The sequence below is a fragment of the Seonamhaeicola sp. genome, assembly GCF_028281565.1.
GTDB lineage: Bacteria > Bacteroidota > Bacteroidia > Flavobacteriales > Flavobacteriaceae > Seonamhaeicola.
In genome coordinates this window covers 147363-162898 of sequence record NZ_JANQJQ010000030.1, presented here as the reverse complement: position 1 = coordinate 162898, position 15536 = coordinate 147363, and the positions used below count along the sequence as shown (strand labels likewise).

Annotated in this window: 13 protein-coding genes; 6 read left to right on the top strand and 7 right to left on the bottom strand. The window is 38.1% G+C overall.

Going from position 1 to position 15536, the window contains the following annotated elements; all coding sequences use genetic code 11:
• Positions 1-21 precede the first annotated feature (21 nt).
• Positions 22-1578 carry a DEAD/DEAH box helicase family protein gene (locus tag Q0983_RS13970; protein WP_299554453.1) on the bottom strand — a complete coding sequence of 519 codons (1557 nt, stop codon included), beginning with the start codon at positions 1576-1578 and terminating at the stop codon, positions 22-24.
• 126 nt (positions 1579-1704) lie between these two features.
• Here Q0983_RS13970 and Q0983_RS13965 point away from each other — a divergent pair, with 126 nt between their 5' ends.
• The 3 genes from Q0983_RS13965 (at position 1705) to mgrA (ending at position 6619) form a co-directional block, all read left to right on the top strand.
• Positions 1705-3045 carry a sulfatase-like hydrolase/transferase gene (locus Q0983_RS13965; RefSeq protein ID WP_299554450.1) on the top strand — a complete coding sequence of 447 codons (1341 nt, stop codon included), beginning with the start codon at positions 1705-1707 and terminating at the stop codon, positions 3043-3045.
• 141 nt (positions 3046-3186) lie between these two features.
• Complete coding sequence (locus tag Q0983_RS13960) at positions 3187-5493, top strand: S9 family peptidase (protein ID WP_299554447.1); 2307 nt, start codon at positions 3187-3189, stop codon at positions 5491-5493.
• A 112-nt stretch (positions 5494-5605) separates the two neighbouring features.
• Positions 5606-6619: an L-glyceraldehyde 3-phosphate reductase gene (gene mgrA, locus Q0983_RS13955; RefSeq protein ID WP_299554444.1), complete on the top strand. Its 1014-nt coding sequence runs from the start codon at positions 5606-5608 to the stop codon at positions 6617-6619.
• A 5-nt stretch (positions 6620-6624) separates the two neighbouring features.
• Here mgrA and Q0983_RS13950 read toward each other — a convergent pair whose 3' ends face one another.
• The gene (locus Q0983_RS13950) at positions 6625-7653 is read right to left on the bottom strand and encodes a DUF2268 domain-containing putative Zn-dependent protease (RefSeq protein ID WP_299554441.1); all 1029 of its coding nucleotides are present in this window, start codon (positions 7651-7653) and stop codon (positions 6625-6627) included.
• Positions 7654-7658: 5 nt separating this feature from the next.
• On the bottom strand, positions 7659-8357 hold the full coding sequence (locus Q0983_RS13945) for a hypothetical protein (RefSeq protein WP_299554438.1): 699 nt from the start codon (positions 8355-8357) through the stop codon (positions 7659-7661).
• Positions 8358-8727: 370 nt separating this feature from the next.
• On the opposite strand from Q0983_RS13945, the gene Q0983_RS13940 reads away from it, so the two are divergent.
• Entirely contained in the window at positions 8728-8862 is a 135-nt protein-coding gene (locus tag Q0983_RS13940) for a hypothetical protein (protein ID WP_299554436.1), read from the top strand.
• 156 nt (positions 8863-9018) lie between these two features.
• Entirely contained in the window at positions 9019-9576 is a 558-nt protein-coding gene (locus Q0983_RS13935; protein WP_299554433.1) for a biopolymer transporter ExbD, read from the top strand.
• A 154-nt stretch (positions 9577-9730) separates the two neighbouring features.
• Here the strand turns inward: Q0983_RS13935 and Q0983_RS13930 are convergent, their stop codons facing one another.
• Genes Q0983_RS13930 through Q0983_RS13915 form a run of 4 tightly spaced genes read right to left on the bottom strand, consistent with a single transcriptional unit; the run spans position 9731 to position 14256 of the window.
• Positions 9731-10603 (bottom strand): sterol desaturase family protein, encoded by an 873-nt coding sequence (locus tag Q0983_RS13930; protein WP_299554430.1) that lies wholly within the window; start codon positions 10601-10603, stop codon positions 9731-9733.
• A 22-nt stretch (positions 10604-10625) separates the two neighbouring features.
• Complete coding sequence (locus Q0983_RS13925; RefSeq protein WP_299554427.1) at positions 10626-11084, bottom strand: monoheme cytochrome C; 459 nt, start codon at positions 11082-11084, stop codon at positions 10626-10628.
• The gene (locus Q0983_RS13920) at positions 11084-12304 is read right to left on the bottom strand and encodes a sulfite oxidase (RefSeq protein ID WP_299554424.1); all 1221 of its coding nucleotides are present in this window, start codon (positions 12302-12304) and stop codon (positions 11084-11086) included. Before Q0983_RS13920 ends, Q0983_RS13925 begins: the two co-directional genes overlap by 1 nt.
• Before the next feature lie 32 nt (positions 12305-12336).
• On the bottom strand, positions 12337-14256 hold the full coding sequence (locus Q0983_RS13915; protein ID WP_299555039.1) for a dehydrogenase E1 component subunit alpha/beta: 1920 nt from the start codon (positions 14254-14256) through the stop codon (positions 12337-12339).
• Positions 14257-14532: 276 nt separating this feature from the next.
• On the opposite strand from Q0983_RS13915, the gene Q0983_RS13910 reads away from it, so the two are divergent.
• Positions 14533-15483: a 2-oxoglutarate and iron-dependent oxygenase domain-containing protein gene (locus Q0983_RS13910; RefSeq protein ID WP_299554421.1), complete on the top strand. Its 951-nt coding sequence runs from the start codon at positions 14533-14535 to the stop codon at positions 15481-15483.
• Positions 15484-15536: the final 53 nt, after the last annotated feature.

The following is a 15536-nucleotide window of genomic DNA, read 5'->3' as shown; positions in this document are numbered from 1 at the left end:
TGTTTATGTAGTAGCGGTGTTTTAGTCCTCCGGAGGGTATCCGTGAACCGTTTCAAAAACTTCATCAAAGTTTACCCGTATATACGAATTAAGCTTTTTACGATATTCGCCTTTTAACCACTCTACAAAATTAAAGGTACTCTTACTGATGCATTTGGTATAGCGATTGATCCTGAAATCTATATCATCACCCAACTTTCTTGCTAAAGTGAGTGCATCATAAACATCCTCACTGTTTTCAATACATATTTTAGCATGTTGTGCAATAGAACGCTCTAATACAACCTTAGACGATTCACCTGCCCTGATAGAGTCTACATAAGTTTTTTGAATATCGAAATGCACATCTTCGGAATTACCAAATTCTGCCCTTAATTCATCCGGCATTTCATACCTGAAATTACTTTCTAATTCTTCATCACTCAACAGCGAATCCAGGTAATAGTTTGGCGACCTGAAAATACGTTGCCAATCCAGGTTATCGCCCCAGGGGCCGAATCGGTGGAAATTATTTCCCAGATCAATTACTAAAAACGATTTTTTATGCTCTAAAACCCGCGACCCTCTACCAATCATTTGATAATAAAGTGTAAGTGATTTGGTGGCTCTGTTCAAAATGATACTCTCTACCGTTGGTTCATCAAAACCGGTTGTTAAAATACTCACCGACGTTAAAATAGCATCCGGTGTTTCTTTGAACCATTTTAAAATATAGGCTCGCTCTTTTTTAGAGTGCGTATTATCTAAATGCGCTATGGGGTAACCTGCTCTTCTAAAGGTATCGTAAACGTGTAATGAGGTGTTAATACCGTTATTAAAGATCAGGGTCTTCTTGCCTTTGGAACGTTCTTCATAAGCTCTTATTAGCTTTGAAAGCATGTTATCATCAGTATACAGGTCTTCCGATGATTTCACGGTATAATCACCGTTAGCTCCAACAACTAACGATGTTAGGCCTACGTTATAACTAAACATTTCGGCCCGGGCCAAAAAGCCGTTTTCAATTAAGGACTCAATACTTTCACCAACAATTAGTTCGTCATAATTGTCGGTCATGGGTAATTCAATACTGGAACTTAAAGGGGTGGCCGTAACACCTAAAATAAAGGACTGACTAAAAAACTTAAATAATTTAGTGAATGAGTTATAATGGGCCTCGTCGATAATGACTAAGCCAATGTCCGATATATCCAATTTGTCATCATGCAACCTGTTATTCAACGTTTCTACCATAGCCACAAAGCAGCTATATTCGGCCTGATCACTTAGATCTGCTTTACTATCAACTACTTTATTAACCACACCAAATTCCGTAAGCATGTTAGAAGTCTGTTTACACAACTCGATACGATGTGTCATGACGAGTACCTTCTTTTGGTGATTTTTTAGGTATTGCCTGACAATTTCGGAGAAGATGACCGTTTTCCCGCCTCCGGTTGGCAGCTGGTACAATAGGTGATAATCTGATGGCGATTCATCAAAGCTTTTAAAGATTTTGTTGATGGCTCCTTTTTGGTAACTATAAAGGTCCTTACCGGTTTTCCTTTCTTCTAATTCGATTTGAGATACAACAGACATGCAAATAATTTTGACCCAGCAAAAATAGCATCTTTATTAGGTTTAAAACGAATGTTTTTCCTAAAAATATTAACGAAGTTTTAAACCATCCGTAAAAAACGAAGTCCTAAATCAAAAAAACGACCTATGAGACCCTTTTTCTTATGCCTTTACTTTTTTGCATGTCTGGTTGCTTGCAGTTCTAATGCAGAAGACCTTAATGACGATAATAATACCCCTTTAGAAGAAACTCCTACGCCAACTCCAATACAAACTAGACCAAATATTTTATTAGTTATAGCGGATGATATGGGACTGGACGCCTGTCCGGGATATACCATCGGAACTACAAAACCCAATATGCCTAATCTTCAAAATTTGATCAATAACGGGATTCGGTTTAACAATGTATGGTCCAATCCTACCTGTACACCTACCAGAGCCGGGATACTTACCGGTAAATATGGTTTTAGAACCGGCGTTACTAAAGTAGATGACCCGTTATCCACATCGGAAACCTCCATTCAAAAGTTTTTAGATGATCATACCGGCCGTACATACAATCATGCCGTTATAGGTAAATGGCATCTGAGCAGAAATGCCAGTCACCCCAATACCATGGGCGTAAATTATTTTGCAGGAATAACCGGTGGTGGGATTCCCTCCTATACCAGCTGGACTTTAAACACAAACGGAACAACATCAGCATCTTCTGAATACGTTACTACCAAACTAACCAATTTGGCTATTGATTGGATAGGAAATCAAACGCAGCCCTGGTTTTTATGGCTGTCATACAATGCGCCACATACCCCGTTTCATTTACCACCAAATAATTTGCACTCGCAGGGCGTTTTACCCACAGACCAAGCTAGTATTGATGCGAATCCACTCCCCTACTATTTAGCAGCTATTGAAGCAATGGACACGGAATTGGGAAGACTTATCAGCACCTGGTCTCCGGAAGAAAAGGAAAATACCATCATCATATTCATTGGCGATAACGGGACCCCAAACCAGGTAGTTCAGGTTCACGATTCAAGAAGAGCTAAAGGAAGTGTCTATCAGGGCGGTATTAATGTGCCCATGGTAATTGCCGGAAAAGGGGTAAATAGAATGAATGCAGTTGAAGATGCTTTAATTAATACCACCGATATTTTTGCCACTGTGGCTGATATTGCCGAAACAGGAACTACCGAGATAAATGATAGTAAAAGCTTTAAACCCTTATTTTCGGATGCCAATGCTGTTAAACGGGATTATGTTTATACCGAAGTTGGAAATACTGACGGAACTTCGGATGTCACCATTAGAAATGCTACTCACAAGTACATGCTATTCGGCGATGGCTCTGAAGCTTTATATGGCCTATCTGACAACCCTTTGGAAACCCCCAATTTACTGCATCCAAACCAATTGCCTTTAAGCACTTCCAATAGTGATATGAAGGACGCTTTGGTTTCTAAATTGAATGCGCTTTTAAATTAGAATCTTAAATAGATGTTAAAATTTCAATGGGTTTTGTAACGAAACCCATTTTTTGTCTTCTAACTTAAAATAACATCGTGTTATGATGTGTTTTATACTAAAATATAAAGCGCATTAATTACTTAAACTTCAATCAATAAAATGAAACTTACAATTTCTAAATTAAGCGTGGCCATTACGCTTTTTCTATGTATGGCTACTCAGGTAAAAGCACAGGACATAACAGGGTCCTGGAAAGGAAAGTTATCGGTTCAGGGAACCGAAGTGCCATTGGTTTTTGACATCAAAACCAGTGACGACGGCTATACTTCTACAATGGACAGTCCGTCACAAGGAGCTACCGGTATCCCCATGGATGTAACTACATTTGCCAACGATACCCTGACGATAAAATTCAGTAAAGCCGGCATCAAATATGTGGCAACATTGAACGAATCCGCTCTTAACGGTACGTTTTATCAAGGTGGTATGGAATTGCCTTTAACACTTGCGAAAACTGAAAAAACGCTTCCAGGTAACACGGCATTGCCCACTTCAGATGCAGATTTGGAACAATTAGCAAACTGGAATCCTACGAATTACAAGTATTCCGTTGAAGATTATTTTGCCAGGCCAAAAGCAAGATCATTTAATTTATCACCTAATGGCGATTATATGTCTTACAGAGAGAAAGATGAGAACGCTAAAAATCATGTCTATGTAAAGAACCTGAAAACAGGTGATGTTAAAAGAGTTATTGAAGAAAAAGAAGAACTGATCAGAGGATTTGGTTGGGCAAACGACACCCGGTTGGTCTATGTTATGGATAAAGGCGGAAATGAAGACTACCACCTGTTTGCAGTAAACCTGGATGGTTCTAATCAAAAAGAGCTAACACCTTTTGACGGCGTTAAAGTTAATATCCTTAATGGTTTGAAAGACGATAAAGACCACATGATCATTTCAATGAATCAGAACAATCCTCAAATTTTCGAGCCTTATAAAATTAATATTGTTTCCGGAGACATTAAACAGTTGTATAAAAACGACGATGCTGCCAATCCTATTAATAGCTACGTTTTTGATAAGGATGGCAATTTACGTGGATTTTTCAGATTAAGAGATGGTGTGAATTTAGATTTTTATTACACTATTGATGGTGAAAACTTTGAATTAAAAAAGGAGTTGAGCTGGAAGGATAATTTCAGTATTTCATCCTTTAACTATGCTTCCGATAATCCTCATGAAGCCTATGTTACTTCGAACCTGGAGACCGATAAAACGCAGATTTTCTTATATGATTTAAAAGAAGACAAAGTCATTAAAAAGCTGTTTTCACATGATGAATATGATGTTTCAGGGCTTGGTCTATCAAGGCACCGGGGCTATGAACTGGATTATTTCTCTTATGAAGGCCAAAAAAGGGTTATTGTACCGGTTAGTGATTATGCAAAAAAGATGCACAAAAGATTAACCTCTAAATTCCCCGGATACAACATCTCTGTGGCTGATGCTACCGATGATGAAAGCAAATATTTAATATTTATTCAAAGTGATAGATTATATGGCACCTATTATTCTTATGATCCCGTAAAAGATAAATTTGAATTATTATACAATTTAATGCCTAATCTTATAGAAAGTGATATGGCAGAAATGCGTCCCATTAAATTTAAAAGCAGGGACGGCATAACCATCCACGGCTACATTACATTGCCAAAAGAAGCTTTGGAAGGTCAAAGAGTTCCGGTAATTGTAAATCCACATGGCGGTCCGCAAGGGATCAGAGACTCCTGGGGATTTAACCCGGAAGCCCAATTGTTTGCCAGCAGAGGTTATGCAACACTACAGGTTAATTTTAGGATTTCCGGAGGATACGGTAGAGCCTTTCTGGAATCCGGGTTTAAACAAATAGGAAGAAAAGCCATGGATGATGTTGAAGACGGACTTCAATACGTTATAGACCAGGGATGGGTAGATAAAGACAATGCAGCTATTTATGGTGGTAGCCATGGTGGCTATGCCGTTTTAAGAGGCTTAACAAAAACACCGGACCTCTACGCTTGTGGGGTTGACTATGTTGGAGTTTCAAACCTGTTCACCTTTATGAAAACCATTCCGCCGTATTGGAAACCCTATTTAAAAATTATCAAGGAGATCTGGTATGATGAAGACGTACCGGAAGAAAAAGCTATCATGGAAGAAGTATCTCCGGCTTATCATATAGATAAAATAAAAAAGCCTTTATTTGTTGTTCAGGGCGCCAATGATCCCAGGGTTAACATTGATGAGTCAGATCAGATTGTTAGTGCCTTACGTGCCAAAGGGGTTGACGTACCTTATATGGTAAAATACGATGAGGGTCACGGTTTTGGTAAAGAAGAAAACCGAATTGCGTTGTATAAGTCAATGATGGGCTTTTATGCTAAACATTTAAAGAAAGAAATAAAGCAGCCATTGAAAGATTGACCTTCTAGTTGCTTAAAAAATAATAAGGCCTTTAGATTTAATCTCTAAAGGCTTTTTTTTATAGTCGTTTTAAAACAAAAATTAATACTTTTACCGTCTCAAAATACAAGTTATGCAAATCAACGATAAATCAGGAGTTACAGAATACAAAGCGTCTCAGGAACGCTATAATACCATGACCTATAACCGCACTGGTAAAAGCGGTGTGCTATTACCGGCTATTTCACTTGGGTTATGGCATAATTTTGGTTTTGTAGACAGTCTTCAAAACGGACGGGACATCATTCGATGTGCCTTCGATTTAGGCATTACACACTTTGATTTAGCAAACAATTACGGGCCTCCATACGGCTCTGCTGAAGAAAACTTCGGGACCATTTTAAAACAGGATTTTAAGAACTACAGAGACGAGTTGTTTATGGCTACCAAAGCTGGTTTTGACATGTGGCCCGGGCCTTATGGTAATTTAGGGTCGAGAAAATATTTAATCTCCAGCTTAGACCAAAGTTTAAAACGCATGGGATTGGATTATGTTGATATTTTTTACCACCACAGACCGGATCCTGAAACCCCTTTGGAAGAAACCATGGGGGCTTTAGCCGATATAGTGAGGCAGGGAAAAGCTTTATATGTAGGTATTTCTAATTATAAACCGGAAGAAACACAACAGGCCGCTAACCTTCTTAAAGATTTAAATGTACCGTTTATTTTGCACCAGGCACGGTACTCCATGTTTGACCGTTGGGTTGAAAACGGGCTTTTAGAGACTTTGGAACAAAATGGCGTTGGTTGTATTGCGTTTTCACCATTGGCTCAAGGGATGTTGACCGATAAATACTTAAAAGGTATTCCGGAAGGCTCCAGGGCGGCTAAGAACATGTCTTATCTTAATACGGATACCGTAAATAGTAATCTCGTAAAGATTCAGAAATTAAACACTATAGCGCAGGAACGCGGACAGAAATTATCGCAAATGGCTGTGGCGTGGATTCTTAGACAACCGGCTGTGGCATCAGTACTTTTAGGTGCCAGTTCTGCCAATCAGTTAAAAGAAAATTTAAAGGCCTTAGATAATCTTGATTTTTCTGAAGAAGAATTACAGTTGATTGATGGGATAGTTGGTTAGAATATTTATAAACTTTTAATATAATCCTCATAACCACTTTTTTCTAAGAATTCTTTTGGAGATAACATATAAACATCTTTCCAAGAGTCAGTTCCATTGATTTTTTCATAAGATTCAACTATTCGAAAGCCCAAATTATATCCTAAATTCTGAACTGCTAATTTTGATGGCGCGTTATCAATCAATGGTTCTAAATTGTTATTCCTATTTACATGATATAAAATCCTGTTGTCTTCAGTGTTTGGTTTTAAAAAATAAGGAGAAAGCTTTTCAAAAATTTCTTTTTCATTTTCCATAAACCATTCATGTTCATTCAATACATCAAAAGCAGAAATATTCAAATATTTGTGCTCAAAAAATGATGCAAGCCCTTCATCTATAATCACTCCTATTCCTGTAGAAAAATAGGGGTCATCACCCATCATGTTCTCGTAAACTGTATGCTCAACTTCATGCGGTATAACTTGTTGAATATATTTTTCGTCTTCTATCTTATACATCATATCGAAAGACATTGACATAGTATTGCAACCACCAGAAATACCAAAGCCATAAGGTGGTAAATACAATAAAAATTTTGCATCACTTACAATACCAGTTAAATCCTGGACACCTTTCGCATGACTTCTAATAAGGCTGTCAATATTTTTTTCTAACAAGAACTTTATTTGCTTCCAAACAATACTATCATTATCTATCAAATACGTTTTATTCCACTTAATGACTTCAGGTAAAGTGTAGATTTTGTCAGGAAAAAAATTAAAACAAGAATCAAATAAATATTGATTCGGTTTATGGAATTTTTCAGTAATTAATGTTGAATCATAATTACCTTTCAAATGTGCTAACATTTGGTTTTTAAAACCGTATTGAAAATTAATGCCTCCTATTTGAATGCTATCTGGGTAAGATTCTAATTGCTTAAAAATAGCCAGCTTTTCAGGGGAATAATCGTGTTCTTTAGATTCGGTTTTACAGCTTTCAAAAGTAAAAGTAAGAATTGCGGATAAGAAAATATAATGGCAAAACTTCATATATTTTATGGATCCTTAATTATATTGACCGATCCCTTTACATTTACTGAAAGAGCCCAAAGGTCGGCAGCAATAATTTTATCGTTTTCATCAACAATTCTAAAGTGTGCAGTATTTGGAAGCGCATAGCCTTCATTTAATGCCAGGAACTCAATGGTGTTTATGCCTTCTTTTAGTTCAATTTTAAAACCTTTAAAGGCATTGGTCAATACCACCCTGTAGCTAATGACTTCATCATTGACAGAAACCCTGACCAAATCACCATCTTCCAGACCATAATCCCTGTATAAAACACGTACAAACTTGGATTTGGTTCTGTGATTTCCAAAAAACACATCTATTTTACTGCCCTTTGTTCCCAAGCCTTCACCCTGTTTTATGTTACTCTCATGTTTTTTTAACCGGTCTGTGTACAATTCACCGGGATTCCCGAATTTTTCGCCAAACATGGAAAATTCCTTTTTAGGTATTTTAAGCTTCTGTGCTGCTTTAGGCGTATTTAACCCGCTTGAATTATCACTGTCAATGGGCTTTGAAGGTGTTAATGGCGAAGCATCTAAAGTATCATTTTCATTTTCCACAGCAGGAATGGCTACCGATTTTTTCTTAGAATCAATTTGCGCATGCATCAATCCGGAAAAAATAAGTATAATAAAAACCGTTAGATATGTTTTAAACTGTTTCGGTATCATAGCAATGATCATGATTTGGCAATCACAGGTCAAAGATATTTCTTTCTCTTACTAAACTAATAAATATTTGTATTCATTTAACACAAAAACTGTTCCTAACCTGTTAAATAATGATCTAAATAACCTTCTACCCTGCTTAAAACCGGTAAAAAAAGTTAAAAATTGTTAAATTACTACTTTGTTATGCATAGTACTGTAACATTTTTGATTCGTGGTCGTCTATCTAGTATAAATCAATAAAAAAACAAACAATTATGAGAACTTTAGACAACAATCAAATTTCAGGAACTTTAAGTAACACTAAAAGTAACCATTGGAACAGTAAAAGACGTTACAGATAAGTAACGTCTTTTAGACTTTCATCAATAATCAAAAAATCAAAATGCGAACAGTTATTAAAATATCGAACCACTTAAACAGCATCACTCAAGAACACTTCCTGCCTTCCAGGCGCTATATCAGTTTTAAATCTTCAAATGATATTGTTTGGAAAGGATCTAAGCGATACGCCCATTAATTCGAAAAGAATTTCCCGACGTTTTGCGTCGGGCTTCCTTTAAAATTGTCATTCCCATGAAAATGGGAATCTAAGTCAATTGGTTATGGTATTGTTTTTGTGACCAGGATTCACATTAACCTGCCGGCCGTCAGGCGGGCATTTAAACTATAATTTATGAGACGTTCAAAATTCAGACCTGAGATCAACGCCGGGTCCATGGCAGACATTGCTTTTTTACTACTGATCTTTTTCCTGGTAACAGCAACCATTTCAACAGATGAAGGTATTAACAGGTTACTTCCTAAAGAGTGCCCTCCGGGTATGGATTGCTCAACACCTATTAACGACAAGAACATTTTACGGGTCATGATCAACAATAATGATGAGATCATGGTAGACAACGAATTGATTTCACTTGAAGCATTAAAAGACATTGCCAAAGATTTTCTGGACAACAATGGTGATGGTTCCTGTACTTATTGCAGCGGTAATGGGGATTCCGCTTCCTCTGATAATCCCAAAAAAGCTGTTATTTCGTTACAAAATATGAAGCAAACCAGTTACAGGCAATACATAGCAGTTCAAAACGAACTGACTAAAGCGTATTATGAGCTGAGAAATGCATATTCACTTAATGTAATGAATAAGTCTGCTGATAAGCTGACTAAAGGTGAGTTAAAACAGGTAAGAGAGGCCTATCCTTTTATTTTATCGGAAGCAGAAACTAAATAATGTCATTCTGAATATAGTGAGTAATCTATCAGATAAGATTCTTCGTTTCCCTCAGAATGCCAGTTGTTTGTCATGTTGAGCGCAGTCGAAACATCTCTTTTCGCAATGAGATTGAGATTCTTCCACTTCGAGACCTCAGTGTCAGAATGACAAATCAATGCTTTTTTCTAAAACCATAGAGAAGTTGTGCAAAAAAGTTTTTGGGCATTTTGGAATCACCCGGGTAACCTAATTCTATACTGCCACTACTCTCAGGGACGTAATAGGTCTTAAAAATATAATCCCATAAACTGAGGCTTATTCCAAAATTAACACCGTGCTTACGCACTTTCGGCAAGGTGTAAGCATGGTGATACAAATGCATGACCGGATTATTGAAAATATATTTTAACGGACCATAAGTAAGCTTGATGTTGGCATGATTTAAGTGCCCAATGGAAATAGCTACAAAATGAATGATAAACGCTTGTTCCGGTTCAAAACCTCCTATTAGCATAACAGCAAACACTTTTAAGGGCTTGTATAAGATATTTTCCATCCAGTGGTAACGCAAATGAGCGGCAAAGCCCATTTCCTTTACAGAATGGTGCACTTTGTGAAACCGCCATAAAAATTCAAATCGGTGTAGTAAAACGTGAGTAAACCACTGTACAAAATCAAGGATCAAAAAGAAAATGAGCAGTTCAGTCCATATTGGTAAGTTTGAAAGGTCTATTAATGCCATTGACGACATACTCAATCCGATTTCTGAAAATAAAAGCTCCAAAACTTTATAAAACCCACTGATTACGATAGTGAAAATAAAGAAATTGAAGAACATATAAAACGCATCCAGCCAAAAGTCTTTTCTGAAAACGGCTTGTTCTTTTCGCCACGGAAATGCAATTTCCAGCAGCCAAACCGCTATAGAAATCACCATCAGACCCCAAAAGAAATTATGCTGCCAGGGCACATGGAACAGTATGGAATTCCAGGTCCAGTCAACCGATCCTGTAAGGGCGTCTTTAAATGCATCAAAATATTTCATGTCTTCAGATAGCAAACACTAATTATTCAACCAGATCGTACCATTCAACAGCTTCCAGATTATCACGCCTGCCCCTGGCTTCGGGCGCATAATTTTTTGCTAAATAATTTACGATGACAGCTTCGTTCTCACCAAGATCCCAAAGGTTTTGCGTATCCTGCATCCACCTGATAATACCGATCCAACCTTCCTTTGTGGCCCTGTTTTGAGTGACCAACTTAGCAGAATGGCAAGACGTACAACTTGTTATGACGGTTTGCATGCCCTCATCATAAATGAACCCGGTCTCTGTATGTATGCCATTCTCAATGCCATTATTAATAGCTTCAGTCTCTACGTAGTCGGTATTCTCAAATTTGAGAAATGACGGATTCAATACCGCATATACCAACACTCCAGATACTAGCAATAATAATCCAAAGAACGCAAATAGCGCGGCATAGATCCTTCTAATTTTATTTCTGAACTCCTTACTATCCACTACTTGACCTTTACTGCAATCCTATGACAGGCATTATTTAAGTATCCTTTAGGGTTCCAGCCGGGTAACAACATAGGCTGACTTACGCCCTCACTATCCGTGGCTTTGGCCCAAACTTCATAATATCCTTTTTGAGGAAACTTGATCCTGGCACTAAAATGTTGCCATGCTAAACGATTTACCGGAGATTCTAAAGAACACGTGTGCCATGTAGCTCCAAAATCTATAGAATAGGCAACGCTCTTAACTTCCAGTTCGCCCGCCCAGGCATGCCCTCTAATTTCCAATACCCTGGCTTCTTGTATCATGGCTCCCGTTTTTGGATAGGTGATTAATGACTTAACCGGCATGCTTTCAATTATGCACATGTCCTCCGCTTTCACCTTTTCTCCCGGTGCAACAGGCTTACAGGGAACACAATACGAAGGCGCTTTCATTTTAGTGCCGTCATGTACTTTATTTCTAACACTTATCTTGTTGATCCATTTTCCCGAAGCAGATGCCGGCCAACCTCCGGCGACCAATCGCAACGGATATCCATGTGCCAAAGGAATAGCTTCGCCATTCATTTTAAATGCTATAAGTGTTTCTTCCTGTAATGCTTTATACATGGGAACTCCTCTGGAGATGGGTGCCTTACTTGTGTCTCCGCTTAAATGCGTATCAGCGGCATGATACCCAATATAGACGGCATCATTTTTAAGGCCCACATCATCTAAGACATCCCGTAATCTAACACCGGTCCATTGTGCACAGGATACGGCCCCAACCGTCCATTGATTTCCTTTTGCAGGCGGATTAAATTCGCTTCGTCCGTTACCGCCACATTCCAAAGTTAGTTGATACGTATACTGTTTGAATTTTGATTTTAGCTCATTAAGCGTGAAAGTTTTAGGCTTTATAACAGATTCCCCGTCAATCACCAGTTTCCAGTTTGAAGCATCCGGATCTTTTGGAATCAGTCCATTATTTCTAATAAACATATACTTATTAGGCGTAATCTTATCATCCAGTAAATGGGCCTTAGCCTCCATATTCCATGGCCTGTTGTTTAAAACCGTCATCTCTTTAGATTTATTAAACAACTTGTATGGATCCGGTTCTTCTAAAATTAATGGTCTGTAATGCTCAGGAATAGATTCGGAAAAAACAATCTCAGCACCAACCATGGAGGCGGCAATTCCCAAAAAAGTATTTTTTATGAATGTTTTACGCTTCATAAATATGTTCTTAAAATGCTTTTTAAGTTAAGTTAATATGCCAGCAATGCTTTTAAAGCGGTTTCAAACCTGTCTTTCGGTAAAAACTGACTTTCTAATGGTTTAGCAAACGGAACGGGCGTTTCTAAACTGGCAACACGCTTCACCGGGGCATCTAAATACTCAAAACAATGCTCAGTGATTAAAGCTGAAATATCACTGGCAACCCCTCCAAACAAGGTGTCTTCCTGCAATATAATAGCTTTACCGGTTCTTTTTACCGAATTAAAAATAGTTTCGGTATCTAAAGGCTGAAGGGTTCTCAAATCGATCATATCAACTGACATATCAGGGTACTTTTCTAATGTTTCCAGTGCCCAATGTACTGCAGCACCATAAGAAATGACAGTAATATCGTTTCCTTCTTTTAAAACCGAAGCCTTTCCAAAAGGCAGTGTATAATAATCTGTTGGTACTTCCTGGCGGATGCTTCTGTATAAAGCTTTGTGTTCAAAAAATAATACCGGATTAGGGTCATTTATGGCAGTTGCCAATAAGCCCTTTGCATCGTAGGGAAATGCCGGATACACCACTTTTAAACCCGGGGTTTTGGTAAACCACGCTTCGTTAGTTTGTGAGTGGAATGGCCCTGCTCCAACATCGCCTCCGCAAGGCATGCGCAAAACCACATCAGCATTTTGCTCCCATCTGTAATGAGATTTGGCTAAATAGTTAACCACCGGATTAAATCCGGAACTAATAAAATCTGCAAATTGCAATTCCACAACGCTTTTTATACCGGCAATAGACAATCCCATGGCCGTTTCAATAATGGCCGATTCACAAATGGGTGTGTTACGTACCCGTTCTTTTCCAAACTGAGCTACAAAGCCCTCCGTGATTTTAAAAACACCTCCGTACGCCGCAATATCCTGCCCCATAATAACAAGGTCATCATAGCGCTCCATGCTTTGTTTTAAGGCCTCGGAAACAGCATCAACCAATCGAATCTCTTTTAAACTTGATTCGTTTTTAACTTCCTGATATACAAATGGTTCAAAAACATCATTTAATTCATTAGTTTCATCTGAAATAATAGCTTCCTCGTTGAAAACTACCTCCAGATGTTCATTGATTTCAGCATTAATGTCTTCTTTTAATTTGGCATCAAAAGCGTCATCAATAATATGCTCAGATCTCAGGAAACTCAGATAGTTCTCCACAGGGTCTTTTTTAGCCCATGCTTCTAATAATTCCGCAGGTACATATTTGGTGCCACTCGCCTCTTCATGGCCTCGCATTCTAAATGTTTTGAATTCCAACAAAACCGGATGTGGATCTTTACGAATACTATCAGCCACTTTTTTAACGGTTTTATAAACTTCAATAATATTATTTCCATCCACTATATGCGATTCCATGCCATAGCCTGCACCTCTGTCGGCTATATTGTTGCAACGGTATTGCTCATTGGTTGGTGTTGAAAGGCCATAACCATTATTTTCAACACAAAATATAACCGGTAATTGCCATACCGAAGCCACGTTTAAAGCTTCATGAAAATCGCCTTCACTGGTACCGCCCTCGCCTGTAAAAACAGCTGTAACCTGATCCGTTTGTTTTAATTTACTGGCGAGCGCAATGCCATCGGCAACACCAAGCTGCGGCCCTAAATGCGATATCATGCCAACAATGTTATACTGCTGTGTTCCAAAGTGAAATGATCTGTCACGCCCATTAGTAAAACCTGATGCTTTTCCCTGCCACTGACTAAATAGTCTGTATAACGGAATGCCCCTGGTAGTAAAAACACCTAAATTCCGGTGCATAGGTAAAATGTATTCATCATTTTTTAAGGCCATAGTGACACCAACGGCAATAGCTTCCTGTCCAATACCAGAGAACCATTTGCTTATTTTTCCCTGGCGAAGCAACACCAGCATCTTCTCCTCTATCAGCCTGGGTTTTAACATGCCTTTATAAAGCCTGATCAGTAATTTTCTCTTAAAATCACCGATATCGAAACTTAAATTGTCTGAAGAAAAATTGTTATCCATAGTTAAATATCGAGCTAATCAAATGTACATGAATTTTTTCGTTTATGGATTCATAAATACCAAATGAAAAAATTTAGTTTTACTTCAGTAACCCCTACGTTAGTACATGATTTTTTTTCATTTAGCTTTTTGCATTTTCAAATGAAAAAAAATCATGTACTTTTGTATTACTCACTTATAAACACACACCTCATGAATAGTATACCCAGTGTTAATTTAAAAGATTTTCTTTCTGATGACCCCGGCAGAAAACAAAGCTTTGTTGATGCTATTGGCAAAGCCTATGAGGATATTGGTTTTGTGGCACTTAAAGGGCATTTTTTAGATGATGCTTTGGTAGAAAGGCTTTATAGCGAAGTTAAGAACTTTTTTAATCTGCCATTGGAAACCAAGCATAAATATGAAATTCCGGACATTGGCGGACAACGCGGCTATGTGTCTTTTGGAAAAGAAAGTGCCAAAGGCAAAAAGGAAGGTGATTTAAAAGAGTTTTGGCACTTTGGGCAGTATGTTGAGAATGACGAAAAGTTAAAGGCCGAATACCCGGATAATGTCCTTGTAGAGGAGCTTCCGGAGTTCAACAAAGTGGGTAAAGAGACCTATAGAATGTTAGAAAAAACAGCTAAATATGTCCTTAGGGCTTTAGCACTGCACCTGGGTCTGGAAGAAACGTATTTTGATGAATATATTCATAATGGAAATTCCATTTTAAGGCCTATTCATTACCCGCCAATCACAGAAGAACCAAAAGAAGCGGTTAGAGCTGCGGCCCATGGTGATATCAATTTAATTACACTTTTAATGGGGGCGCAAGGTAAAGGGTTGCAGGTACAAAATCATAAAGGGGAATGGATTGATGCCATTGCGCAACCGGATGAATTGATGATTAATGTTGGAGATATGTTATCCAGACATTCCAACAACAAACTAAAATCTACCATTCACCGTGTGGTCAATCCACCAAAAGAACTTTGGGGAACGTCACGCTATTCTATTCCGTTCTTTATGCATCCTATCAGCGATATGAAGCTGAATGTATTGGAAAGTTGTGTTGATGAAGATAACCCCAGGCAATTTGAAGATATCACAGCCGGCGAATTTTTAAATGAACGACTGGTAGAATTAGGGTTAATAAAGAAGTAAGCGGTCAACTGTACTCAGTTTTCAGTCATTATCGTTACTGAACTGCGTACTGC

Excerpts from the sequence above, each read along its gene's own strand:
- Q0983_RS13970 (WP_299554453.1), bottom strand. The coding sequence starts at position 1,578 with ATGTCTGTTGTATCTCAAATCGAATTAGAAGAAAGGAAAACCGGTAAG.
- Q0983_RS13965 (WP_299554450.1), top strand. The coding sequence starts at position 1,705 with ATGAGACCCTTTTTCTTATGCCTTTACTTTTTTGCATGTCTGGTTGCT.
- Q0983_RS13960 (WP_299554447.1), top strand. The coding sequence starts at position 3,187 with ATGAAACTTACAATTTCTAAATTAAGCGTGGCCATTACGCTTTTTCTA.
- mgrA (WP_299554444.1), top strand. The coding sequence starts at position 5,606 with ATGCAAATCAACGATAAATCAGGAGTTACAGAATACAAAGCGTCTCAG.
- Q0983_RS13950 (WP_299554441.1), bottom strand. The coding sequence starts at position 7,653 with ATGAAGTTTTGCCATTATATTTTCTTATCCGCAATTCTTACTTTTACT.
- Q0983_RS13945 (WP_299554438.1), bottom strand. The coding sequence starts at position 8,357 with ATGATCATTGCTATGATACCGAAACAGTTTAAAACATATCTAACGGTT.
- Q0983_RS13940 (WP_299554436.1), top strand. The coding sequence starts at position 8,728 with ATGCGAACAGTTATTAAAATATCGAACCACTTAAACAGCATCACTCAA.
- Q0983_RS13935 (WP_299554433.1), top strand. The coding sequence starts at position 9,019 with ATGAGACGTTCAAAATTCAGACCTGAGATCAACGCCGGGTCCATGGCA.
- Q0983_RS13930 (WP_299554430.1), bottom strand. The coding sequence starts at position 10,603 with ATGAAATATTTTGATGCATTTAAAGACGCCCTTACAGGATCGGTTGAC.
- Q0983_RS13920 (WP_299554424.1), bottom strand. The coding sequence starts at position 12,304 with ATGAAGCGTAAAACATTCATAAAAAATACTTTTTTGGGAATTGCCGCC.
- Q0983_RS13915 (WP_299555039.1), bottom strand. The coding sequence starts at position 14,256 with ATGTTAAAACCCAGGCTGATAGAGGAGAAGATGCTGGTGTTGCTTCGC.
- Q0983_RS13910 (WP_299554421.1), top strand. The coding sequence starts at position 14,533 with ATGAATAGTATACCCAGTGTTAATTTAAAAGATTTTCTTTCTGATGAC.